Annotated in this window: 25 protein-coding genes and 2 tRNA genes; 10 read left to right on the top strand and 17 right to left on the bottom strand. The window is 33.4% G+C overall.

Features of this window, described 5'->3' with window-relative positions; all coding sequences use genetic code 11:
- Positions 1 to 13 precede the first annotated feature (13 nt).
- Positions 14 to 1,225: a 2-oxoglutarate dehydrogenase complex dihydrolipoyllysine-residue succinyltransferase gene (odhB, locus tag JS605_RS03700; protein WP_203256315.1), complete on the top strand. Its 1,212-nt coding sequence runs from the start codon at positions 14 to 16 to the stop codon at positions 1,223 to 1,225.
- 64 nt (positions 1,226 to 1,289) lie between these two features.
- Here the strand turns inward: odhB and JS605_RS03705 are convergent, their stop codons facing one another.
- The 10 genes from JS605_RS03705 to JS605_RS03750 form a co-directional block, all read right to left on the bottom strand.
- The gene (locus JS605_RS03705; RefSeq protein WP_203256316.1) at positions 1,290 to 1,730 is read right to left on the bottom strand and encodes a LexA family protein; all 441 of its coding nucleotides are present in this window, start codon (positions 1,728 to 1,730) and stop codon (positions 1,290 to 1,292) included.
- Between the two features lie 138 nt (positions 1,731 to 1,868).
- Positions 1,869 to 2,348 carry an ExbD/TolR family protein gene (locus JS605_RS03710; protein WP_203256317.1) on the bottom strand — a complete coding sequence of 160 codons (480 nt, stop codon included), beginning with the start codon at positions 2,346 to 2,348 and terminating at the stop codon, positions 1,869 to 1,871.
- A 15-nt stretch (positions 2,349 to 2,363) separates the two neighbouring features.
- On the bottom strand, positions 2,364 to 2,972 hold the full coding sequence (locus JS605_RS03715) for an ExbD/TolR family protein (RefSeq protein WP_203256318.1): 609 nt from the start codon (positions 2,970 to 2,972) through the stop codon (positions 2,364 to 2,366).
- 2 nt (positions 2,973 to 2,974) lie between these two features.
- The gene (locus tag JS605_RS03720) at positions 2,975 to 3,409 is read right to left on the bottom strand and encodes a hypothetical protein (protein ID WP_203256319.1); all 435 of its coding nucleotides are present in this window, start codon (positions 3,407 to 3,409) and stop codon (positions 2,975 to 2,977) included.
- 21 nt (positions 3,410 to 3,430) lie between these two features.
- Positions 3,431 to 4,204, bottom strand: a complete 774-nt coding sequence (locus JS605_RS03725) for a MotA/TolQ/ExbB proton channel family protein (RefSeq protein WP_203256320.1) — start codon at positions 4,202 to 4,204, stop codon at positions 3,431 to 3,433.
- Positions 4,205 to 4,279: 75 nt separating this feature from the next.
- Positions 4,280 to 4,367, bottom strand: a tRNA-Ser gene (locus JS605_RS03730).
- A gap of 75 nt (positions 4,368 to 4,442) precedes the next feature.
- Complete coding sequence (locus JS605_RS03735; protein ID WP_203256321.1) at positions 4,443 to 5,474, bottom strand: asparaginase; 1,032 nt, start codon at positions 5,472 to 5,474, stop codon at positions 4,443 to 4,445.
- The gene (locus tag JS605_RS03740) at positions 5,471 to 6,238 is read right to left on the bottom strand and encodes a TatD family hydrolase (RefSeq protein ID WP_203256322.1); all 768 of its coding nucleotides are present in this window, start codon (positions 6,236 to 6,238) and stop codon (positions 5,471 to 5,473) included. Before JS605_RS03740 ends, JS605_RS03735 begins: the two co-directional genes overlap by 4 nt.
- A gap of 128 nt (positions 6,239 to 6,366) precedes the next feature.
- Entirely contained in the window at positions 6,367 to 7,113 is a 747-nt protein-coding gene (locus JS605_RS03745; RefSeq protein ID WP_203256323.1) for a tetratricopeptide repeat protein, read from the bottom strand.
- A gap of 5 nt (positions 7,114 to 7,118) precedes the next feature.
- A complete protein-coding gene (locus tag JS605_RS03750) occupies positions 7,119 to 7,700 on the bottom strand; it encodes an RNA polymerase sigma factor (RefSeq protein WP_203256324.1) in 582 nt (193 codons plus the stop codon).
- A 131-nt stretch (positions 7,701 to 7,831) separates the two neighbouring features.
- Here JS605_RS03750 and JS605_RS03755 point away from each other — a divergent pair, with 131 nt between their 5' ends.
- The 6 genes from JS605_RS03755 to JS605_RS03780 all read left to right on the top strand — a co-directional run bounded on the left by JS605_RS03755 (position 7,832) and on the right by JS605_RS03780 (position 15,287).
- Positions 7,832 to 8,266, top strand: a complete 435-nt coding sequence (locus JS605_RS03755; RefSeq protein ID WP_203256325.1) for a hypothetical protein — start codon at positions 7,832 to 7,834, stop codon at positions 8,264 to 8,266.
- An 89-nt stretch (positions 8,267 to 8,355) separates the two neighbouring features.
- Positions 8,356 to 9,324, top strand: coding sequence for a hypothetical protein (locus tag JS605_RS03760; RefSeq protein WP_203256326.1), 969 nt, complete (start codon positions 8,356 to 8,358; stop codon positions 9,322 to 9,324).
- A gap of 306 nt (positions 9,325 to 9,630) precedes the next feature.
- Entirely contained in the window at positions 9,631 to 11,586 is a 1,956-nt protein-coding gene (locus JS605_RS03765; RefSeq protein ID WP_203256327.1) for a PKD domain-containing protein, read from the top strand.
- A gap of 29 nt (positions 11,587 to 11,615) precedes the next feature.
- Complete coding sequence (locus JS605_RS03770; RefSeq protein ID WP_203256328.1) at positions 11,616 to 14,192, top strand: CHAT domain-containing protein; 2,577 nt, start codon at positions 11,616 to 11,618, stop codon at positions 14,190 to 14,192.
- Positions 14,161 to 14,604, top strand: coding sequence for a retropepsin-like aspartic protease family protein (locus tag JS605_RS03775; protein ID WP_203256329.1), 444 nt, complete (start codon positions 14,161 to 14,163; stop codon positions 14,602 to 14,604). Before JS605_RS03770 ends, JS605_RS03775 begins: the two co-directional genes overlap by 32 nt.
- A 53-nt stretch (positions 14,605 to 14,657) precedes the next feature.
- On the top strand, positions 14,658 to 15,287 hold the full coding sequence (locus tag JS605_RS03780; protein ID WP_203256330.1) for a response regulator: 630 nt from the start codon (positions 14,658 to 14,660) through the stop codon (positions 15,285 to 15,287).
- Between the two features lie 486 nt (positions 15,288 to 15,773).
- On the opposite strand, the gene JS605_RS03785 is transcribed toward JS605_RS03780, so the two are convergent.
- The 4 genes from JS605_RS03785 to JS605_RS03800 form a co-directional block, all read right to left on the bottom strand.
- Positions 15,774 to 16,049, bottom strand: a complete 276-nt coding sequence (locus tag JS605_RS03785; protein WP_203256331.1) for a F0F1 ATP synthase subunit epsilon — start codon at positions 16,047 to 16,049, stop codon at positions 15,774 to 15,776.
- Positions 16,050 to 16,148: 99 nt separating this feature from the next.
- Positions 16,149 to 17,657, bottom strand: coding sequence for a F0F1 ATP synthase subunit beta (atpD, locus tag JS605_RS03790; RefSeq protein ID WP_203256332.1), 1,509 nt, complete (start codon positions 17,655 to 17,657; stop codon positions 16,149 to 16,151).
- A gap of 167 nt (positions 17,658 to 17,824) precedes the next feature.
- Positions 17,825 to 18,460: a 50S ribosomal protein L25/general stress protein Ctc gene (locus JS605_RS03795; protein ID WP_203256333.1), complete on the bottom strand. Its 636-nt coding sequence runs from the start codon at positions 18,458 to 18,460 to the stop codon at positions 17,825 to 17,827.
- 23 nt (positions 18,461 to 18,483) lie between these two features.
- Positions 18,484 to 19,425 (bottom strand): ribose-phosphate pyrophosphokinase, encoded by a 942-nt coding sequence (locus tag JS605_RS03800; protein ID WP_203256334.1) that lies wholly within the window; start codon positions 19,423 to 19,425, stop codon positions 18,484 to 18,486.
- 144 nt (positions 19,426 to 19,569) lie between these two features.
- On the opposite strand from JS605_RS03800, the gene JS605_RS03805 reads away from it, so the two are divergent.
- From JS605_RS03805 to JS605_RS03815, 3 genes are all read left to right on the top strand, one after another.
- Positions 19,570 to 19,923: a GIY-YIG nuclease family protein gene (locus JS605_RS03805; protein ID WP_239000242.1), complete on the top strand. Its 354-nt coding sequence runs from the start codon at positions 19,570 to 19,572 to the stop codon at positions 19,921 to 19,923.
- Positions 19,924 to 19,926: 3 nt separating this feature from the next.
- Positions 19,927 to 20,008 (top strand) — tRNA-Leu (locus JS605_RS03810).
- Positions 20,009 to 20,276: 268 nt separating this feature from the next.
- Complete coding sequence (locus JS605_RS03815; protein ID WP_203256335.1) at positions 20,277 to 21,086, top strand: endonuclease/exonuclease/phosphatase family protein; 810 nt, start codon at positions 20,277 to 20,279, stop codon at positions 21,084 to 21,086.
- Between the two features lie 30 nt (positions 21,087 to 21,116).
- Here the strand turns inward: JS605_RS03815 and JS605_RS03820 are convergent, their stop codons facing one another.
- The 3 genes from JS605_RS03820 to JS605_RS03830 are packed head-to-tail and all read right to left on the bottom strand — an operon-like array spanning position 21,117 to position 23,864.
- Positions 21,117 to 21,638, bottom strand: a complete 522-nt coding sequence (locus JS605_RS03820) for a DUF4236 domain-containing protein (protein WP_262896312.1) — start codon at positions 21,636 to 21,638, stop codon at positions 21,117 to 21,119.
- Positions 21,639 to 21,640: 2 nt separating this feature from the next.
- Positions 21,641 to 22,567: a hypothetical protein gene (locus JS605_RS03825; RefSeq protein WP_203256336.1), complete on the bottom strand. Its 927-nt coding sequence runs from the start codon at positions 22,565 to 22,567 to the stop codon at positions 21,641 to 21,643.
- A 1-nt stretch (position 22,568) separates the two neighbouring features.
- Positions 22,569 to 23,864 carry a beta-carotene 15,15'-monooxygenase gene (locus JS605_RS03830; protein WP_203256337.1) on the bottom strand — a complete coding sequence of 432 codons (1,296 nt, stop codon included), beginning with the start codon at positions 23,862 to 23,864 and terminating at the stop codon, positions 22,569 to 22,571.

The raw sequence follows: 23,864 nt of genomic DNA on the forward strand, positions 1-23,864 counted from the left end.
AAATTATTTACACATGATTTTAGAAATGAAAGTACCGTCTCCAGGAGAATCTATTACTGAAGTAGAGATTGCTGAATGGTTAGTAGAAGATGGGGATTATGTTGAAAAAGATCAAGCTATTGCTGAAGTAGATAGTGACAAAGCCACATTAGAACTTCCAGCTGAAGCTAGTGGTACTATTACATTAAAAGCTGAAGAAGGTGATGCTGTTGCCGTAGGAGCAGTAGTTTGTCATATTGATACAAGTGCAGCAAAACCAGAAGGAGGAGACGCTCCAAAAGAAGAGAAAAAAGAAGAAGCACCAAAAACTGAAACAAAAGCAGCACCAGCCCCTGAAGCAAAAACGTATGCAACAGGTAGCGCTAGTCCAGCAGCTAAAAAGATTCTTGCAGAAAAAGGTATGGATGCCGCCGCAATAAAGGGCACTGGCAAAGACGGAAGGGTTACAAAAGAAGATGCTGTAAAGGCTGTACCTTCTATGGGAACACCTTCTGGTGGCAGTCGTGGTTCTTCACGTAGTAAAATGTCCATGTTGCGCCGTAAAGTAGCAGAGCGCTTGGTTGAGGCCAAAAACACAACGGCAATGTTAACTACGTTTAATGAGGTTGACATGTCTCCTATTTTTGAACTCAGAAAAGAATATAAAGAAACCTTTAAAACTAAACATGGAGTTAGCTTAGGGTTTATGAGTTTCTTTACTTTGGCAGTAGTTAGGGCACTTAAAATGTACCCTGCTGTAAATTCCATGATTGATGGTAAGGAAATGATTTCTTATGATTTCTGTGATATTAGCATTGCGGTTTCTGGACCTAAAGGCTTAATGGTTCCTGTTATAAGAAATGCCGAAAATTTAAGCTTTAGAGGTGTAGAATCTGAAGTGAAACGTTTAGCTATTCGTGCTAGAGAAGGAGAAATTACTGTTGATGAAATGACTGGAGGTACATTTACCATTACAAATGGTGGGGTATTTGGAAGTATGTTATCTACACCAATTATTAATCCTCCACAAAGTGGAATTTTAGGAATGCACAATATTGTTGAGCGCCCTGTGGCAATTGATGGCAAGGTAGAAATTAGACCAATAATGTATGTGGCTCTATCCTATGACCATAGGATTATAGATGGAAAAGAAAGTGTAGGCTTCTTAGTTGCTGTTAAAGAAGCTCTTGAAAATCCAACAGAACTATTAATGGATAACGATATCAAAAAAGCCTTAGAGCTATAAGAATCCATATAGTTTTACAAAAAAGGCGAAACAAGATAAATGTTTCGCCTTTTATATTTTAACATTATACTTTTTTTATCACATTAGTTACTATTCCCCAAATAACAAAATGATTCTCTTCCGTTACTTTTATGGGGGAATAATCTGGATTCTCAGGTTGTAACCAAATACCACTCTTTTCTACCTTTAATCGTTTTACGGTAAATTCCCCATCTAAAAAACATACAGCAATTTTACCATGTTTAGGTTCCAAACTTCTATCTATAACTAACAAATCGTTGTCATCTAGTCCTGCTCCTATCATAGATTGCCCACTTACTCGGGCAAAAAAAGTAGCTTCCTTATTTTTAATAAGTTCTCTATCTAAAGATAATCGTTGTTCTTTAAAGTCATCTGCAGGAGAAGGAAATCCAGCAGAGATACCCATATCAAAAAAAGTAGTACCAGAATTATTTAAAATTTGAGGGTTAAAAAAGGTAAGGCTTTTAGACTTGTGTAATAACATGTTATATTAAATTCTAACTAAAATTATTCTATAAAGTTAGTAAATATTATGCCTAATAACTAGCAGTCGATTTATAATGGGATAAAAAAAAGTCAAGATATTAAATCTTGACTTTTATAAAATTATAAGATTATTTTTTTATTCCATGTTGGTTAATGCATCTCCTGTACCAGTAGTATAGTTTATTTTTAAAGCATTTACTCTTCTAAGCTCTTGCTTTACATCACCAACAATTCCCATGTTTGCATCTTTATCAACTTTAAGAGAAACCGTTAAAAAAGGAATAAGTTCTTCTCTTAACGCAGCTCGTTCTGCAGCAATAAAAGCTGCAACATCACTTACTGATGCAAAATCATCATTAAGCTGAATTCTAGCTTCAGTACCATACTTCTTATAGTTTTCACTAGGTTTCCCCATGTAAATGTAGCTCACTGGGTTCTTCTTATCCAACTTTTCAACTTGATCTGCTAAAGGTAGCGTATTTTTTACTTTAAGCGTATCTTCTCTCATCACAGTAGCCACCATAAAGAAGAATAATAACATGAAAACAATATCTGGTAAAGATGCAGTATTAATTGGCGCAAGCCCTCCATCTTTTTTCTTTTTAAACTTAGACATATCTTTAAGTTTTATTTATTCAACTACTTCCGAAAGCTTTTGAGGAATCTCAACTTTTATCTTATCGATAAGCTTCTTCAACTTTGTTTTATTTCCGCTCCATCTTACATCGTCATGCAATTGGTTCATCTCAATATAGTTCATATTAGGAAATCCTTGAGAGGCTCCAAGTTCTAATGCTCTTCTATTTCTTAGTTCATTATAAGCAGCTACCAACTCGTTTTGTACTGCTATGTACGCTGCATAAGACGTCTCTCGATCGTTCTTTAAAGAAATAATAGCTTTATCAGGATTATCAGACGATTTTGGATCTTTAGCTCCTTTACAAAAACCACATGATCCATCTCCATTATTATCTAAAAATTCCCTTGCGGCTTTTCTTAAATCTTTAATCTCCATTGGCTCATCTTCAACAAGTAATTGATCTTGTTTGTTTACCAATACCGTAAAAATATTTTTCTGTTTAATTATTGGAGGCTCAGTATTATCTTCCATTGGAGGTAGTTTTCGGTTAATTCCCGAATCCTTCTCAATGGTTGTTGTTACCAAGAAAAATATTAATAATAAGAAGGCAATGTCGGCCATTGAGCCTGCATTAACTTCAGGTGCTGCTCGTTTTGCCATAATTATTTAATCATTTTTTTAACTCCATAAAACAACATTGATGCTCCAGCAATTAAGATTAAGAAATAAAACAGATATAACCCTGCTCCTAATAATTTTGATCCACTCGCTGATAATGTTCCTCCATCTTTAAGAGGTGTTTCTACTCCTTTTGCAAGACCGAAGTAACAAATGATTGCCAACAACGCAAATATACCTAAGCTTCTTAACGTGCTTTTAAGGGTATCAGGATTTGTTAAAATATTCTTTAAACTAAATATTACAACAAACGCAACAATCAATCCTAGTATGATGTAGGCTACAAACATGATAGAATCAACCGATCCACTAGCTTCTCCTGCTTTTACGGCTTCATCACCTGCTGATATTATCATTGCCAGAAATGCTATAGAAAGAATTCCAACAACTGCTAATACTATGGTTAATATTTTTTTCATAATAGTTACAATTTTAAATTATTACTTTTTGTGTTTGATAAGCATATCCATTAAAGAAATAGAAGAATCTTCCATATCATTAACGATGCTATCTATTTTAGCAATAATGTAATTGTAAAATATTTGAAGAATAATTGCTACTATAAGACCGAATACAGTTGTTAAAAGTGCTACTTTAATACCTCCTGCTACAAGTGAAGGGTTCATGTCTCCAGCGGCTTCAATTTTATCAAATGCTTGAATCATACCTATTACCGTACCCATGAAACCAAGCATTGGTGCTAATGCAATAAATAAAGATATCCAAGACACATTTTTCTCTAATTGTCCCATTTGAACACCACCATAAGCAACCACAGCTTTTTCTGCAGCTTCAATACCCTCATCAGTTCTGTCTAAACCTTGATAAAAGATAGAAGCGATTGGCCCTTTAGTATTTCTACATACCTCCTTAGCAGCTTCAACACCTCCAGAGGCTAATGCATCTTCTACATTTTGAGTTAATTTTTTTGTGTTGGTTGTTGAAAGGTTTAAAAAGATAATTCTCTCAATAGCAATTGCTAATCCAAGAATTAAACACAACAATACAATGCCCATAAATCCTGGACCTCCTTCAATAAAACGCTTTTTTAATCCTTGATGAAAACCAAGTTCCTCAGCAGGCGCTGCATCATCGGTCTCTTGAGTAGTTACAACTGTTGTAGCTGCAGTATTTACCGTTGCGCTAGTAGTTGCATTTGCTGTTCCAAACACCATCATTCCTGTAATGGCAAGGATAGAAAATAATCTTTTCATGTTCTAAAATCTTAATTTTATTAGTTAAAGTGTTAAAGATATAAAAAATACAATTAAATATTAAATATAATTGAGCAGAGAGGAAGGGATTCGAACCCTCGATACCCTTTTGAGGTATACACACTTTCCAGGCGTGCGCCTTCGACCACTCGGCCACCTCTCTGTGGCTTAATCGTAATTTTTAAGGGTGAGCAAATAACAAAAAAAAAACCAAACAATGAAACCTTTCTAATTAATTTTAGGCTATTTCTCCTCTAAGCGGTATTTCAAACTTATTTTTAAACAATTCTGGAGATTCTAACTTGCCCAACAAGTACATTGTTTTAGCTATTGCAGATTCAGTAGTCATATCTTTTCCAGATATTACTCCTATATGTTTTAAATGATTACTAGTTTCATATTGTCCCATATTTACGCCTCCTCCAACACATTGCGTAACGTTGATAATATGTATATTATTAGATATTGCTTCTTTTAATGCTTCAAGAAACCATGTATCAGTTGTACAATTTCCAGATCCGTAGGTTTCTAAAATTAAAGCCTTCAAATTTGGAGTATTAAGCACATTGTTTAAATAAGATGGTGTAATGCCCGGAAAAAGCTTAAGCAATGCAATATTGTTATCGAGTTTTCTGTGTACTTTAAAGGTGCTGTTAAGCGTAGGTCTTAATAAGTACTCATGCTTTACTTTTAAGTGCACCCCTGATTCGGCTAAATATGGGTAATTTAAAGAATTAAATGCTTGAAAATGCTCAGCATTTATTTTTGTGGTACGATTACCTCTGTAAAGCTTGTATTCAAAATACAAACACACTTCTTTAATTATTGGTACATTATTCTCTTGTAATGAAGCAATTTGAATTGAGGTAATTAAATTTTCTTTAGCATCTGTTCTTAAGTCCCCGATAGGTAATTGGGCTCCTGTAAAAACAACTGGTTTTGATAAATTTTCCAACATAAAACTAATTGCCGATGCTGTATAGCTCATCGTATCACTGCCATGAAGCACCACAAAACCATCAAACGCATCGTAATAACGCTCTATAGTATCTACAATTTGCACCCAATATTCTGGATTCATATTACTCGAATCTATAGGATTCTTAAAAGATGTGGTCTCTATCTTGCAATCCAATAATTTGAGTTCTGGTATTTGCTTTAATAAATTATTAAAATTAAATGCATGCAAAGCTCCTGTTTCAGCATCTTTTACCATGCCTATTGTGCCTCCCGTATATACTAGTAAAATATTAGGCTTTTTATCACTCATATTTTAAAAACATCTTTTGAATTTTGAGTTGTGATTTTCGCAATGTCCCTTTTAGGTACATTATATATGTCTGATAATTTTTCAAGAACATGTGTTATGTAGGCACTTTCATTTCGTTTTCCTCTGTACGGCACTGGAGACAAATAAGGTGCATCTGTTTCTAAAACAATATGCCTTAAATCAATTTGATTTAAAAACTGGTCTATTTTACCATTCTTAAAAGTTACAACACCGCCAATTCCCAATTTCATATTATATGATATTGCTCTATGGGCTTCTTCTATTGTGCCTGTAAAGCAATGAAAAACACCAAACAAATTATCATCAGCTTCAGTCTCTAAAACTTCAAAAATTTCATCAAAAGCATCCCTACAATGAATTACAATAGGTAATTGATATTTTTTCGCAAGCCGTATTTGGTATTTAAATGCTTCTTTTTGGATATCCAATGTAGAGGTATCCCAATACAAATCTATACCTATCTCTCCAATCGCATAAAATTGTCGCTTCGACAATAGTTCCTCAACATGTTTTAGCTCATCCTTATAATTATCCTTTACATGCGTTGGGTGTAGCCCCATCATTAAAAAAACATGTTCGGGAAAATCTTTTTCTAGCTGAAACATAGCTTTTGTATATGTAGAATCAATAGCTGGAATAAAAAACCGAGATACTCCAAGGCCTATCGCTCGTTGTATCATGCTATGCCTATCTTCATCAAATGCTTCACTATATAAGTGGGTATGGGTGTCCGTAATAATCATGTCGTAAAAATAGTTTTTTTGACACGAATTCTTTGAATCTACATAAATTAAAACATCTTCAACTTTTAAGCATAAATCACTATTTATATTAGTTTACATGCTTAATTAGTCACCCTGAGATAAATAAACTAATCTATTTTTTTAATTAACTTTTGAGCTTGGTTGTAATCCTCAGCATGCTCTGGAATACTTTTTAAAACCTCTAAAGCGTTGTTGTAATCTTCCTGTTTTAATTTACTCATGGCCAAGTACCATAGTGCTTTGTTTTTATAAACAGAATATCCTTCTTTTAAGTTGTTTAAAATAGCATCAGCTAGTTCAAAATTATTTAATTCAATATTTGTGATAGCTCTGTATAACTTTAATTCTGTATTATTTTCATCAGCGGCAATTAATTGCTTAAACGCTTTTTCTGCAGCAGGAAAATCTTTCGTATTAAAAGCATTTTCCGCAGTTTTAAGCAACGTGTTATTTTCTCCCCTAACCGTAAAACTCACATTATCATAGGTTGCGTAATCCTCATAGGTTGGCATGGAAAACTGGTTGAATGTAAAGACGCCAAACAACACAGCTACTGATGCAGCCACCAAATATTTCATTAAAGGATACACTTTTGTTGTTTTTTTTGGATTGGACGTTTTTTCCGTTGATGCGAAATGTGCTTCAGAAATTTTCTTCAAATTCTTTTGAAACGCATTTGATTTTTCTTCATTACCAATCTTGTGCTCCAAAAATGAAGACAACTCCTTATAAGTATTGAATGTTTGTTTAAATTCTGGATCTGTACTTAATCTTTCTTCAAAATCTAATGTTTCGTCTTTGGATAATTCCTGAGACAAATAAGCTTCAAACAATATGTAATTTTTCTCATCCATAACAGTTACGATTTAAGGTGGTTAAATTTAGGCGAGCCTTGAACCAATGCTGTTAATTTACCTATGCATAAAGATTTCTTTTTTCTGGCGTAAGCATAGCTTACACCTAAACTTTTTGCAACTTCTTCCATAGATTTTATTTTAAATGTTGCATTCAACAAATCTTTACAGGCAGTTCCTAGTTTGTTAAACATCTCTTTAAAAAGCTCCTGTTTATCTCCAAACATAGACGTTTCAAAAGCTAGTTCTTGGGCCTCGTCTCCTTTAGATAACACCTCTTCGTTAATTGTTACCTCCTTATTAGAAGTTTTTTTTATAACATTAAGCCACTTACGCTTACAGAGCAAAAAGAAATAAGCATCAAACGGACAGGTTAACCGCAATCCTTTCTCGCTGGCTTGATTATAAATAGTAATTAAAGTATCCTGAACTATATCTTGGGCTTCATCCGCACTGCCACTATTCTGTTTAATATAATTTACCACTTTGGGCACAAACCTATCATAAATAGATTGTATCACAAATGAGTTGTTTTGAAGCAATCCGTTGATGTACTTCTGGTCTTCGTGAGTTTTTTTTTCGGTCATAAACCCCTTGTATTTGCTACTAAAGTAAAAAACTTTTGAAATAACAGGGTAACAAATTTTAAGTGGTGTTGATATAAGGGCGTAAGTGTCAATAATGACAACGTAAACATTTAATTAAAAATATAAACATCATGAAAAAATCAATTTTTATTATCGCAACCGTAGTGTTATCAATGTTAAATTTAAATGCTACCAACAACAACAAGCATATTAATACCTTAAATGAAGTTGTAATTACAAAACATAACATCGCTCAAGTTTTTGAGTGGAAAGTCGAAACAACCAAAGGTAAATACTCTGGAACGTCTTTGTCTCTAGAACAAGCTAAAAAAATGATTGCTTTATCTAGTTCTGGAGAGATCGTTACGGGAACAGAAATCAAAAGTTTCTTTGTATTAAAATCTGAAATAAATGCTAAAAGAAACTATTTCTGGGAAGTTAAAACCGCGACAGGTACAGCCAAAGGGTATTCTTCATCTGAGGCTTACGCACATAAAATGATTGCACTTGTGGCTTCTGGTGATACCATAGTATCAAAAATCATTATCAGTCAACCTCAACAATAAAAACTTTAAAAATTTTTACAAAAACAGGGTAACAAAATTGTTGCCCTGTTGATTTAAACTTGAACAATAACTTTAAAACCCAATTTATTATGAATGCTTTTAAAAGAATTTTAGGAATAGTATTTATGACAGCTTTAATTACTACAAGCTGCGAGACATCAGATGATAACGACATTATAATTCGTCCATCGGCAGAAGATTTTAACGCCTTAAAAGACACAGCACTAGAAAACCTAACACAAAACTTTACGTTTAATACTGATGATGGTAGCATTAACCTTACCTCAGAAAAAGGTGTGCAAATTTATATTAATGCTACTTGTTTAACATTAAACGGAAATGCTGTAAGTGGAAACGTAGATTTGGAATTTGTGGAACTTTTTGACAAAGGTAATATGTTAACTACCAATAAATCCACCATGGGAGCTTTACCAAATGGCGATAAAGCTATGTTGGTTTCTGGTGGTGAGTTTTATGTAAATGCCACACAAAACGGAGAGGTTTTAGAGACTTCTTGTGGTTTTCAAATGATGATACCTACTGATTTAACTGGTGGTGCAGATAACGACATGACTCTTTGGGAAGGCGAAATAGAAGCTAATGGCAACATAGTTTGGAACCAAGAAGAAGATAATACTGGGCAAGGGCGTTTATTTGTTGAAGGCAACGAATATGTTGGATTTTTTCAATCCTTTGGATGGTCTAACGTTGATCGTTTTTACAACGACCCAAGACCCAAAACTACAATTTTAGTAGCTGTGCCTAACGGATATAACAATACCAATAGTGCTGTTTATATTTCTTATGACGGTGAGAATACCGGATTAGCATACTTGGACACATATGATGCTGGCACTGGACTATTTAGTGAGCATTACGGACAAATCCCTATTGGTTTAGAATGCCATATCATCTTTGCTACAGAAGAAGGAGACAACTGGAAGTATGCTATTAAAGCGGTAACTATTAGCGAAAATGATATCATCACATTTACAGAAGGTGATACGGCAGTAGCTACTGAAGAAGAATTAACTGTAATAATAAACAATTTACCTTAATGCGTGACTAATTTATTATGGTTGCCCTAAATTATTAACCTACTTACAAAAGCCAGAGACCTCCCAAGTTTCTGGTTTTTTTGGTTTTCTGGGGTAACAAAATACGTTCTTTCTTGATATAAAGGTGTAAACTTAATTATTGTAATGAAAAAAAATGCTCCCATATCGATTCTTGCTATTTGTATTGTAGCAATCCTTACGGCAAACATTTTATTTATCGTTTCAAATTTACACTAGCCTATGTTTTTAACCAAAACACAAGTGCTCACTTTTATATATATTTAAACCTTGTAAATCTTAGTTTCTATGAAATACCTCTTATTTCTTTTTGCCCTATGTCTTAGCACATGTTCTGTTTTTGGTCAAGAAATTATTGAGGGCGATACATTATCACGCATTGCAACTATTAAAGCCAAAACCATAGATAATAGCGTTATTTTCACTCCTGAGACACCTACCTTAAATCAAATAGCAGGAGCCCCAAAAGCATTTTATACTTTTTTTTGGGAGTTTGGTGATGGGCATTACAGCAAGGAAAAAAATCCTAAGCACACCTATAAAACCAAAGGTAATTATGAGGTAAGATTATGGGCCACTAATAATTATGATACAGGAAAACCGCCAACAACACGTCCAAAAAAAATCGCCATCAATTCAGTGTCATCAGCTTCTAACGATATGGCCTCTATGGATACCGATTTTGATTTAATAAGAAACCGAGAACCGGTACCATCTCAGGATATTGTTACCGTAATGCGGTATAAAAACATAAAAGATTATACCACAAAAGGAAAACTATACATATTCTATAATGAACAAAAGTTTAGCGCTGATAATTTTGTGTTAAAAGATACGCGAACGTACTATAATGAAAAAGACATAAGCACATCGGCATTTGCCTATACGGATAAAATTGATGCGGAGGACAATACTCTTCTTGCCTCAACAGACAATTCTTTTTTGAATTTAAGGGTTATCGCCCAAGATTCTACAGACCATACCAACTTGCCCTTAACCATTGCCGAATCTAAAGCCTATTACAAAAACTGGAGTATCTTAGAGTTTGACAACATGTCTCCAAATGAAGAACGCAATGTGTTTTTTAGTTTTGAAACCACGCCCGAAATGGTAAAGGATACAAGCGCCATTATCTCTGTAAGAGGCATCTATGTACCCGATTCTAATTATGATAATCATAAGATAAAGGATATGGAAATGGAAATAGTTACATCTCATGATCCTAATAAAATGTCATCCAACGGTACGTTTATGAATTACCGCTTTGTTAGATTCAAAACTTTAAAATACAAGATTAAATTTCAAAACAACGGAGAGGGGCCTGCAAAAACCATAAGATTAGAGACGGATATCCCTGAAATGCTGGATAAATCTACTTTAAAAGTAACTGATATGTATCCAAAATGTGAAATATGCCCCAAATACGAAGTAGCATATAGTTGTTTGGACACCACATTTACAAATACCCAAGCCATTTTTACCTTTAAAAATATTTACCTTCCTGGGAGCGAACAGAAAAATGTAAAAGTGTACGATTCTACCAAAGGTTTCGTAAAGTATAACATAAAATTTGCTAAGGATTTCCATAAGAAAAAAACCAAAAGTAGAACTGCTATTATTTTTGACAAAAACGAACCAATTATCACTAATTATTCTACGACTAGGTTTTTGCCAGGCATTTCAATTGGTGTCAAAGCGGGATATAATCATTTTTCAGATTTAAAAAACTCTGAAAGCTATTTTATAGGTGCTACACTATCTCCCTATAAAGCGTTCAGATGGTATTGGCAAGTAGAACTAATGAGTAATTTGCATTCTTACAACAGTAACACTCAGGTAGCCGAAGAAATTATAAGCGAACAAGGCTTTAGGTTTAGACAACGCACAACTACTTACACCTCTTACGAAAATATTGACTTAGACATCCCTGTAATGCTGAGATACAATATAAATAACTATATAGGATTGGGTGCAGGATTGCAAAATACTATTTCGGTTAATGAAAAAAGTAACAATACTGTATTAATTGAGCAATTTGAGGGCATATCACCAGACGCTCCAATATTTAATAGTAATGAAGAAATAAGCAAACAAACAAACTCGTTTACCAATTTACGTACAGGGATATTATTTGAAGCCACTGCTGGTTTTGCAAGAATTGGACCAAGTCTGGGCGCACGCTATATCCTTAATTTTGAGGATAATTTCAATTACTGGCAATTTTATGCTATTTGGAAATTTTAAAGCCTAAGACCCACTAAAAAGCTTACCTTATGCACAAACTATGGACTCTTTTTCTGGTTTTTAGCTCTATGAGTTTTTCTCAAAACCTAGAAGAACAGATTTACGTAGCAACAGAAGCATTTATTGAAAACCCAAACAATGTATCATATAAAACAATACATCAACAAGAAGCCAAATTTAAAAGTTTGGTAAAAACCCAAGATGAACAATTAGCCCTAGTATTTTTACAATGCCACAAAGGTTATTTTTTAGACCAGAATTCGCGTTTAGAAGCAGCTATTTTAACCTATGAAAACGCTCTAAAACGTTTTAAAAACCATCAACTTTCAAAAATTTCAAATTTTGATATTGTAGAAAGCTGCTTAATCCCCCTAGGCAACCTCTACACCAAAACAGGCAATTATACCAATGCTGAAAACATTATTAAACAATACATTGTTTTAGCTGAAGCAAAAAAAAATAACACACAAAAAGTAAGCGGTATCATTAATCTTGCCCAACTATACTACACCATTAGTAAATACGAGGCTGCTATTAAACTTACTTCAGATTATTTAAAGCACGACAAACTTCAAACTAACCAAAAACAAAAGCTAATTTCTATAAATGCTAACAGTAAAATTGCTTCTGGACAAATAGAAAGAAATGATGAAATTCCTATTCGGCTAGATGATGATGAAAAGAAATATAAAATAGCCCTAAAAAATCAAAATTATATAGCAGCTTTAAACGCTTTTAATGCTCTTAAAGCCAAACGCCTTTCTAATAAACAACTATCTAAACGGGATTTAGCCAAACATCTGGTTGAAGAAGCACAACTTTATGTATTGTTAAAACAAAACACTAAAGTACTTAATAGCTTAAACAGTGCGCTAAAAATTTTAATTCCAGATTTCCAAACTGGTAACGTACCAAAAACAGAAGACGTTTATGCTGAAAATACGTTTATTGATATTTTTGATTTGTACGCAGAGATTCAATCGAGTCCTATCAATGCCTTAAAATATTATGATTTAAGCATTTACGTATCCAATTTATTACGTAATACTTGGACTTCGCAAGAGTCTAAGCACCTCAATCAAACCAATCATAAAATACGTAGTGAAAAGTGCATAGACCTACTCTATCAACTTTATCAGAACACAAGAAATAAAACCTACATTTTTAAAGCGTTAGAATATTCTGAAAATAGTAGAGCCTCTACCTTAAAGGAGATTTTTCAAAAGAAATTATACTTACAAAAACATCCTAATGACAGCCTGTTAATTAAAGAATATAATCTTTTAAGACAACAAGAACACCATACAGGTCTTCTTATTAAAGAACAATTGGGTAAAAATAGAGTTTCAAAAATCAATAGTTTAAACAAAAAACTAATAGAAATAAGCCTACAGCTAAACACTATAAAACAACTAACTTTAAAAAAACATATAGATTATAAGAGTTATGTATCGATTGAAGATGTACAAAAAAAATTAGTAGAAGACCAATCTCTCTTAGTAGAGTATTTCTATGGAAAACATACCATTTATCAATTTGTAGTATCTCCTGAAGACATTTTAATCAATTCTATAAACATAACCTCAAAAATCCAAAACCATATTGTAGATTACATTCATTTTTTTGATAACGCATCTAAAATAAATAATGCTATCCCAAAATTTACTGAAAGTGCATTCAACCTATTTAAACTACTAAAACTGGATACTATTCCCAGTGAACAAAACGTAATTCTTATCCCTGATGGCATATTAAATTTTGTACCTTTTGAAACACTACTTACCCAACCAACCCAAACCATATCATTTTCAAAAATGCCCTTTTTGATAAAACAGAAACGTATTGTATACAATTCCAGTATGTTTTTTTATGCAACTGATATCCAAACGGTAACGAATAACGACCTTTTAGGCTTTTTCCCTGTTTTTGAAGGTACAGATAGAGCATTAAACTATTCTATAAATGAAGCCAAAGCCATCAGCAATACAATACCATCTACAGTATTGATGCATAAACATGCTACAAAAAGTAGTTTTTTAACTAAAGCTGCAAAATATGGTATAGTACATATTTCTACCCATGCAAGTAGTGGTAGTTCTATAACTCCTGCTAGTATTGATTTTTACGATGACACCCTTTATATTAACGAACTGTATAGCATGGATTTTAGCTCTAACTTAGTAGTATTAAGTGCTTGCGAAACGGGAATAGGCAAGCTTTTAAAGGGTGAGGGCGCTATGAGTATTGCCCGTGGTTTTCAGTATGCTGGGGCGAAAAATGTATTATTCTCTTTATGGCAAATTAATGACTTGGCTACCTCTAAATTAATGACATCATTTTATAAAAATTACAGCGAAAACCAATCAGCGCATACCTCAAACCAACAATCAAAACTAGATTACTTAAAGGATAAAGACATTAGTAACGCTAAAAAATCGCCTTATTATTGGGGTGCATTTTTGTATTATGGAGAAATTGTTCCAAAAAACACATCAATACATACACCCTATATCGTTTTAGGAATTATTTCTATTTTGATTATAGTACCTTTACTTTTTAAATTTATGCGCTCTCATGGAAAAAACACTACAGGAATTTCTTCTTGAAAAAGGTTATATCAAAATCAAATTAAAGCTCACTAAAACCAACCATTTTGAAATTAAGGCTGCTATTAATGGTGTAAAAGGAAATTTTATTCTTGATACAGGTGCATCAAGTTCTTGTGTTGGTTTTGAAGGCACTGAAACTTTTAAACTTAAAGTTAAAGATTCAAATATTTTAGCTGCTGGCGCTGGTGCCACTGATATGGAAACCAAAATGTCTAAAAAAAATAAAGTGAAAATTGGCAAATGGCATCACGATAAAGTAGTTTTGGTTTTATTCAATTTAGTTCATGTAAATACTGCCTTAACAAATCACAACTCAAAACCTGTTGATGGTATTATTGGTGCAGATATTTTGAAAAAAGGAAAAGCTGTAATTGACTATGAGAAAAAATATCTATATTTAAAACTGTAATTTTCTATAGAATTACATAATTAACTAATAGCAAATAATATCCCAAGACCTAAATGCACACATCCATAGTAATAGCAGATGATCATCCGCTAATGCTTAGAGGCTTAACAGATTTTCTAACCTCTAAGGGTTACAATATCTTGGGCAGTGCTGAAGATGGCAAAAGCGCTTACAACCTTATTGTAAAACTTAAACCTAAGATTGCTATTCTAGATATAAGAATGCCGTTAAAAACTGGATTAGAGATTGCTGAAGAAGTTCAAAAAAACAAATTACCTACAAAGGTTATCTTAATTACTTTTGACAAGGAAGAAGAGTTATATGACCAAGCTTTACAGTTTGGCGTATACGGATATATTTTAAAAGAGTTTGCTATAGAGGAAATAGAAACCTGCATTGCACATGTACAAAATGACCAAGCTTATTTTAGTGAAGAAATCGCAGAATATCTAAACCACAACCAAAATAACAAACCCAAACAATTAGATTTACTTACCAAATCTGAATTAAAAATTGTAAAGCTTATATCTGAAAGTAAGACATCTCAAGAAATAGCCAAACAATTATCTATATCTCCAAGAACGGTAGATAAGCATAGAAGCAATATTGTATCAAAACTCGAACTAGACAACAAACCAACCTCATTGTCTATCTGGGCTAACCTGAATAAACCTTTCTTATAAAATACGTACAACTACGTATTTTATTATACTTTAATATCATTTACTTTTACAATGCTATTAATTAGTTCTTAGGGAGAATTATTGGAAGTCCTAAACTGTAAGGTTTAGGGCTTTCGCATTTTATATGAATCTACAACTCCTATAAAAAATACGTATAACTGCGTATTTTTTTTTTAAGTGTTAACATATACTTTTACACAAGCTATTAATCAATTCTTTTGAGAGAGAATTACCAAAACCTTGTGTTGCATAACACAAGGTTTTTAAACGAAACCCTTACTTAATTGTTAATCCATATGAAAGCTACAAAATCTATTTTAGATACCTCATTTGCAATTGGTCTTGCAGTGTTAGTGATTGCCACCATTGCAATAAACCTACTGGTTATATTCTTTTAAACTCTATTTCATTTTTTAGTTAGTTGAAATGAAAAAGCCCCGAAACAATATGTTTCGGGGCTTTTTATATTAAGTTGTAAGATACTTTCTAATCTGCTAAAACAATAATTTTATTGTCTTTCATTTCTATTGTTCCAGAATTAATTGGTAACCAATATCCTTTATCAGATTTGGTAAACTTTGGTGCCACTTCTTCATCTAAAGTAATATTCCCAGATACCTTAACATTACCCTCTTTAAGCAGAGAGATGATTGGTGCGTGATCTTTAAGCATTTCAAACTCGCCATTAACTCCAGGAACAGCTACAGAATCTACTTCTCCTTTAAATAATGTTGCTTCTGGTGATACAATTTCTAAATACATAGTTAAACTTGTTTAACTACCCTGAATTTATTTCAGGGTCATTTTAATTTTGCTTTTTTTATCTAGGATACTGAAACAAGTCCAGCACTTACTTTCGGCTTAAGCCTCAGCAAGCATTTTCTCTCCAGCTTCAATCGCATCTTCGATGGTCCCTTTAAGGTTGAAGGCTGCTTCTGGAAGGTGGTCTAACTCACCATCCATGATCATGTTAAATCCTTTTATAGTCTCCTTGATATCAACTAATACTCCTGGGATACCAGTAAACTGTTCTGCTACGTGGAATGGCTGAGACAGAAAACGTTGTACACGTCTCGCTCTAGATACAGCTAACTTATCCTCTTCAGACAATTCTTCCATACCAAGAATCGCAATGATATCTTGTAATTCTTTATAACGCTGTAGCAACTCTTTTACTCTTTGGGCACAGTTATAATGATCGTCTCCTAAAATATCCGCAGTAAGAATTCTAGATGTAGAATCTAACGGATCCACAGCTGGATAAATACCTAGCTCTGCAATTTTACGAGATAATACCGTTGTGGCATCTAAGTGGGCGAAAGTTGTAGCAGGTGCGGGGTCAGTTAAATCATCCGCAGGTACATATACCGCCTGTACAGATGTAATAGATCCTTTCTTAGTAGAAGTAATACGTTCTTGCATCGCACCCATTTCTGTCGCTAATGTTGGTTGGTAACCCACCGCAGAAGGCATACGTCCTAAAAGTGCAGATACCTCTGAACCAGCTTGTGTAAAACGGAAAATATTATCTACGAAGAACAGTACATCTTTACCTTGTCCATCTCCAGCCCCATCACGGAAATACTCAGCAATGGTTAATCCAGATAATGCTACACGAGCACGTGCCCCTGGAGGCTCATTCATCTGTCCGAATACGAAAGTTGCCTTGGAATCTTTCATGATTTTTTTGTCAACCTTCGTTAAATCCCATCCTCCATCTTCCATAGAATGCATAAAATCATCACCGTATTTAATAATACCCGATTCTAACATTTCTCTTAAAAGGTCGTTTCCTTCACGGGTTCTCTCTCCTACACCTGCAAATACAGATAAACCACCGTGACCTTTTGCAATATTGTTAATCAACTCTTGAATTAAAACCGTTTTACCTACACCAGCACCTCCAAATAATCCAATCTTACCACCTTTTGCATATGGCTCAATCAAATCGATTACTTTAATACCTGTAAATAAAACTTCCGTTGAAGTTGATAATTCTTCAAATTTAGGAGCCGATCTGTGTATAGGCAATCCGGCATCTCCAGCTTTAGGTAAATCGCCTAATCCATCAATTGCATCTCCAATTACATTAAATAAGCGTCCATAAACATCATCTCCAATTGGCATTTGGATAGGAGCACCAGTAGCAACAACTTCAGTCCCTCTACTTAAACCATCCGAAGAATCCATTGCGATGGTACGTACTGTATCCTCACCAATGTGAGACTGTACTTCTAATACCAAAGTTGAACCGTCTGGTCTTTTAATTTCTAATGAATCGTAAATTTTTGGAAGTTCTGATCCTGCAGCGAATTCAACATCGATTACTGGACCTACTATTTGTGCAACTTTACCTGTAACTTTAGACATTACTTATTTGTTTAATATTATGCGATTTAATTCAGCGAAACACGTTTTAATTTCGCGCTGCAAAGATATATTTTTTAATTTAAAATGAAAGTCGATTTTAAAGGTTTTTCCCAATAAAAAAGCACCTCCTTTTTGGAAGTGCTTTTTTAGTTTCTTTTAGAGAAAAACTATTCTTGAGAAGCCTCTGCTGCTGGTGCTTCTGCAGCTGCCGTTTCTGCTCCTTCCTCTTCTTCTTCGTCTTCATCATCAGCAATAGCTGTTCTAGATGTTTTAACTTGACAAACTACTGTGTTATCTGTATGAAGGAACCTGTATTTTTCACTATCTAAATCTCCTACATACACCTTATCACCTATTTTTAGCGGTGTAATATCTATTTCTATAAAATCAGGAAGATTTGCAGGTAATGCTTTGATACGAAGTTTTCTGTTATTCCTTCTTAGAACACCACCATTTTTAACACCTTTTGAGTTACCAACAAGTTGTACAGGGATGTTTAGTGCTATTTCCTTATCCTCAAATAACTGATAGAAATCTATATGTAAGATTCTATCTGTAACAGGATGAAATTGAATATCTTGAAGTACTGCACTAAAAGTAACTCCATTATCTAAGGCAATCACAACTGTATGCGCATTTGGCGTGTATACAAGTTTAGAGAAAGCCAATTCTGGTGCAGAGAAATGTACTGGCTTATCCCCTCCGTATAATACGCAAGGTACCTGTCCAGCATTACGTAAGGCTTTTGTTGATTTTTTGCCCACGCTTTCTCTTTGAGATCCGTTGATTGTAATTGATTTCATTTTATATATAATTAATTATTAATTTACATTACAAATTTTGAGCTGATAGAACGGTTATGATGTACTTTATCCATAACCTCTGCAAATAAATCTGCACAACTCAATACTCTAATTTTATCGTTTTCTTCTTTTAAAGGAATAGAATCTGTTGTTATTAATTCCTCTAATTTAGATCCTGACAATCTTTCGTAAGCACTCCCTGATAATATGGGATGCGTACAAATAGCCCTAACACTTAATGCCCCTCTTTCTATCATTAAGTCTGCTGCTTTGGTTAACGTTCCAGCTGTATCTACCATATCATCTACTAGCACCACATTTTTACCTGTAACATCGCCAATTAATTCCATATGGGATATCACATTAGCTTTTGCACGTTGCTTGTAACAAATAACCACATCGCTTTCCAACGCTTTAGAATAAGCATAGGCCCTTTTAGAACCTCCCATATCTGGAGAAGCAATAGTAAGATTAGGTAAATTCAAACTCCTCAAATAAGGTAAAAATATAGTGGAAGCAAATAAGTGATCTACTGGCTTTTCAAAGAACCCTTGAATTTGGTCTGCATGCAAATCCATGGTTATAATTCTGGTTGCTCCGGCAGACTCTAACATTTTAGCTACTAATTTTGCAGCAATTGGCACTCTAGGCTTATCTTTTCTATCTTGCCTTGCCCAACCAAAATATGGCATAACAGCTGTAATGTGTCTTGCTGATGCACGCTTAGCCGCATCAATCATTAACAACATTTCCATTAAATTTCTTGGACTTGGATGTGTAGATCCAATAATAAAAATTCTAGTACCTCTAATAGATTCTTCATAAGACGGTTGAAATTCCCCATCACTATAAGTAGAGGTTATAACATTACCAAGCTCCGCTCCAAAAGCTTTGGCGATCTTCTCGCCCAACACTGTACTTTGCGTACAAGCAAAAATTTTTGCTTCAGTATTTACAACGGCCATGGTTAACTAGTTGTTTTTTAGGATTTAAACTAATAGGTTTTTAAAACGAGGTGCAAATTTATACATTTATTTTAACCTGAAAAGTATATTGCATAGTATTTTTGATTGAAATTCAATAAAAAAAATTATTTTTGCAGTCCGAAATTGCTCAAGTGCCTGCCTGCCGTCGGCAGGGCGGAATTGGTAGACCTGTCTGCCGACAGGCAGGCGCGCTGTAATAACGGACTCTTTAAGATTATGTTTTATATTTACGCAATATCTAGCATTAAAAGGAACTACATTTATGTAGGCTTAACCAAAGATATTGAGCAAAGAGTTTTAAGACATAATCAAGGAAGAGAAAAAACAACACGTGCTTATCGCCCTTTTGAACTGATATACTACGAGCAAGTAGATAATTCAAGAGTCGAAGCAAGGAAAAGGGAGAAATATTGGAAATCTGGAGTTGGCAAAGAACAACTTAGAAACATTAGAGATAAACATAACTTACCAAAATAAATTGCTCAAGTGGCGGAATTGGTAGACGCGCTGGATTCAAAATCCAGTTTCTTCGGAAGTGTGGGTTCGATTCCCACCTTGAGTACAGATAAAAAAGCTCATATAGAAATATGAGCTTTTTTATTCTCCACTAAATAAGTTCTATCAATTTACTTTAAGATTTCTAAGAAGTATACACTTTTATGTGGGCAAAGAAGACAAAAATATTTGGTCACGCAGGATATTTCATTATATTTTATCAGGATTTACAATAATCTCCTCCTTAACAAAAAGAAATTCTAAATCTATTTTTACGAATTTCTGTAATAAAAAGAACAGTATTTTTATTTATTTTATGTTCTAAAATAAAACAGATGCTTAGAAAATTACTTGTAATATCTTTTCTATTTTTTTCTTTAAATATATTTCCCCAGTTAGAAAACATCACTTTGATATCATGGAATATACAAGATTTTGGAAAAACTAAAAGTAGTGAGGAATTAGATGAGATTGCAGAAATTGTTAGACATGTTGATATTATCGCAATACAAGAGGTTGTTGCAGGATATGGCGGAGCTCAGGCCGTTGCTAAACTTACTGATATTCTAAATCGAAAAGGAAATGCGTGGGACTATGCAATAAGTAATCCAACAAGTAGCTCAAAATATGTTACAGAACGTTACGCTTTTATTTGGAAAAACAAACATATTAAAATAAAGAACAGAGGTCGATTAGTTACTGAATTAGATACTCTAATAGACAGAGAACCATTTCTATTAGATTTTTATGTAAATAAAAAACAATTTTCAATTATTAACTTTCATTCCAGACCTTACAATAAAGATCCAGAAAGTGAAATTAAAGCTTTAGCTTCTTTTGTAAGTGATTTTAGCAGAAGACCGTTAATTGTTACCGGAGATTTCAATGCAAATGATACAAAGCCCGTATTTGATAATTTTAAAAGTATAGGACTTACCCCTGCTATTAACAATCAAAAAACAACCTTGAAAAAGACTTGTAAACAAAATAAGTATTTAAACCATTCCATCGATAATATTTTTTCATCTAAAGAAGTTAATAAAATAGAAAGTAAGGTTATTGACTTTGTTAAGTTTTGCGAAAACTTAGAGAAGGCGAGAAAGTTATCTGATCACTTACCTGTTTTTTTAAAGTTTTCTATTTAGTAACCGCTTTACTATTTCTCAAAAAGCTTTTTAATTACACTTACATCCTGTTCCTACAATCCATTTGCAACATGGGTCTGCCTCACATGCTGCTTTATTTTTTCCTGAGCAACCACAATTAGATGTTGTAGCGCAGTTTTTTACACTATTTCCAGGCTCTTCACAAGCAATACCATCATTATCCCTATCTAAATCGTTTCTACATTCTGGGTCCGCATCATAAGCAGCTTGGGCTGCAGCTTGAGAAGTATAATTTGCACAATTGGTATCTCTACAAAAGCTAGAGTTAGAATCATTAATATGCTCACTAGCTGAGCAAGAGAATATTATAATAAGAAGTATCCAAGGAACCAAAGCTAATACGCATCCCGAGTTTTTAGTTTTAGAGAATTTTTTACGATAGGATAAGCCCGGTATTCCTGTACGAATAGAATAGCCTTTTGTGCTTATACTGCCTCGCTTTGTCCTGTAACTAGGAGTGACACCTGATTTGCTTACATTTATTCCCATGTTTTTGCCTAACTTTATTCTTTTATTGAATCTAAATGACATCGTTATTTGTTTAGAATAAAATTGAAAATGACCTTTTCTATATTAGGAGGTAGGTCTGAGTTTTTAATTTTTACTTTTTTTACCCCCATAGACTCTAGCCAATTGTACCAGTAAGCTTCAATAACATCTTGAGCATAGGGATGTCTAGGGTTTTGATTTTCAATACCAATAACAAGTACTTCTAAATCATTTAGATTTTTATTAGCAGGTAAAAAACCTAGATTACGTTTTTCCATGATTTCTTTCCAATTGGGAGTATTTAACCCTAATCTAGATAAGGATTGAGGTGTTAAATACGAGGTCTGATTTTTATTATTTCGTATTGATTTTTCATGATACATATAACCATCGGTTAGAATAACCAATATGTTTCTACGGCAACTTTCTATACAATAATCTTTTACATGGTCTTTAAAAAAACGCCAGGTGTCCGAACCAGGATAACCTGATGTTTTAGATGATGATCTTGCTAGGTTATAAATTAAAGATGGATTGTTTTCATAAAGACTAATAGTTTTGGGCATCCATTCTTTTTTAGAAACTCCTTTTGTATATGAAATTTTTAACTGATTTGATATTTTATTTATTTTAGGGTCTGTGGGAATAGGTTCAAAAAACACCTCCATTTTATCGTAAAGCAATCCTAGTTTTTTGTTTTTAATATGTGTGTTGAATGCTTTTGCTAATGAAAGAATATAAGCTGAGTCTTTAACTTGTTGATTTGGCAAATCAATTCTATCAGAAAGGTCTAAGAGGATACTAATATTTAGGTTTTCCTGTTTTCGCTTCATCAAATAATCGGGGCAATCATTTTTAGCATATATATTTTGATTTTCATCAACTGTAAGGTCTTTAGGCTTTTCTTTTTTATCATGGGCACATGACATACAGAAAATCAATAGGCAACTAGTTAAGATTACTTTTTTCATTTTACAAGGTTTTTGAAAATACTGTATTCTGATAATCTTGTCGAACACCAACAGCATCAAGATGAAGTTTATATACCTCAATACACTCTGCTATTAATTTATCCTCTTCAGGCTTTGCAATTCGTAATTGCTCACCTATAAAAGTTAGCCAGCCCTGTAAATATTCAGAGGCATATAGCTTATATTCTGCAGTTGGAATAATAGTACCATCTATAATACTTTGTAATTCATGAATTCTACCATTGGCAGCTGAAATCTTTTCTTTTATAGTTCTAATTAAGGACTTTAGTTCATCTATTTTGGCAGTGTTATCGTGTATATGCTCTTGATGAATCTCAATTTGTTCATGGCGTTTACGAATGGCATTTTTCACTTTATCTTTTTCTTTGTTTTCTTCCATTACAAAATCGAAAATAAAGCCCCAAATAAGGTACGCTATAAACCCTAAAAAGATAATTAACCAAAATTCCTGACTTTGCATAGCTTCTGCAAACCCAAATGTAGCATCTTCATCAGCTACGTTTAGTTCCCATAGTTTTTTCTCCACAAAAAAGGCAAGTAATACATCAAAAACTAATGTTGCTAAAACGACTCCAGCAAGTTTAAAATAGGCTATTAGTTTTTTCTTTTGATAGAACATATGAATAAGATACCCCAACCCTATAAAAATAAAGGGAGCAAATAGCACTGTTGCTAATGCTTGAAATCCATCTTTTGCAGCTAATAAAATAGCATTTGGCACATACCATCGCAAATCGCTATAAGTAAACTGTTTTTCCATGGCCGAATAGACTACAGAAGTATAAAACATGAATAGATATACAGTTATTGGGATTAAGACAATGAGGCCAATCCAAAATTTCACTGATGCACCCTTTTTTGCAGGAACTCCATAATTATGAGGGTTTAATGGCAAATCTGTAATTTCAAACCTTAGCTCTTTTATAATATTTTTAATGTCTTTATTTTTATCTTCCTTTTGTTTTATGTTTTCATTTGCATTATCAATAGCCACTTGAAACCCTTTAATTTCAGATTCTTTAGCACGCTGTTCTTGTAAATAGGGTTGTTTTAATTCTTCTTGCTTATGTTTTAATTCTTTTTCTTCATTTTCGAATTTCGCATAAACAGCATCTAGACAAATACCTAATGTTTGAGAATTCCCCATGTTCCTGGAACTATGACGAAACCCTATTTCATGATAGCTCCGTTTTCTTACTTCTTGAGAAACTTCCTCATCGTTTATTTGAGATAAGAACTCTTTAGGCTTTAACTGTATCAAATTTTTGAATCCCAT

It is taken from the genome of Hyunsoonleella ulvae (assembly GCF_016827605.1).
GTDB lineage: Bacteria > Bacteroidota > Bacteroidia > Flavobacteriales > Flavobacteriaceae > Jejuia > Jejuia ulvae.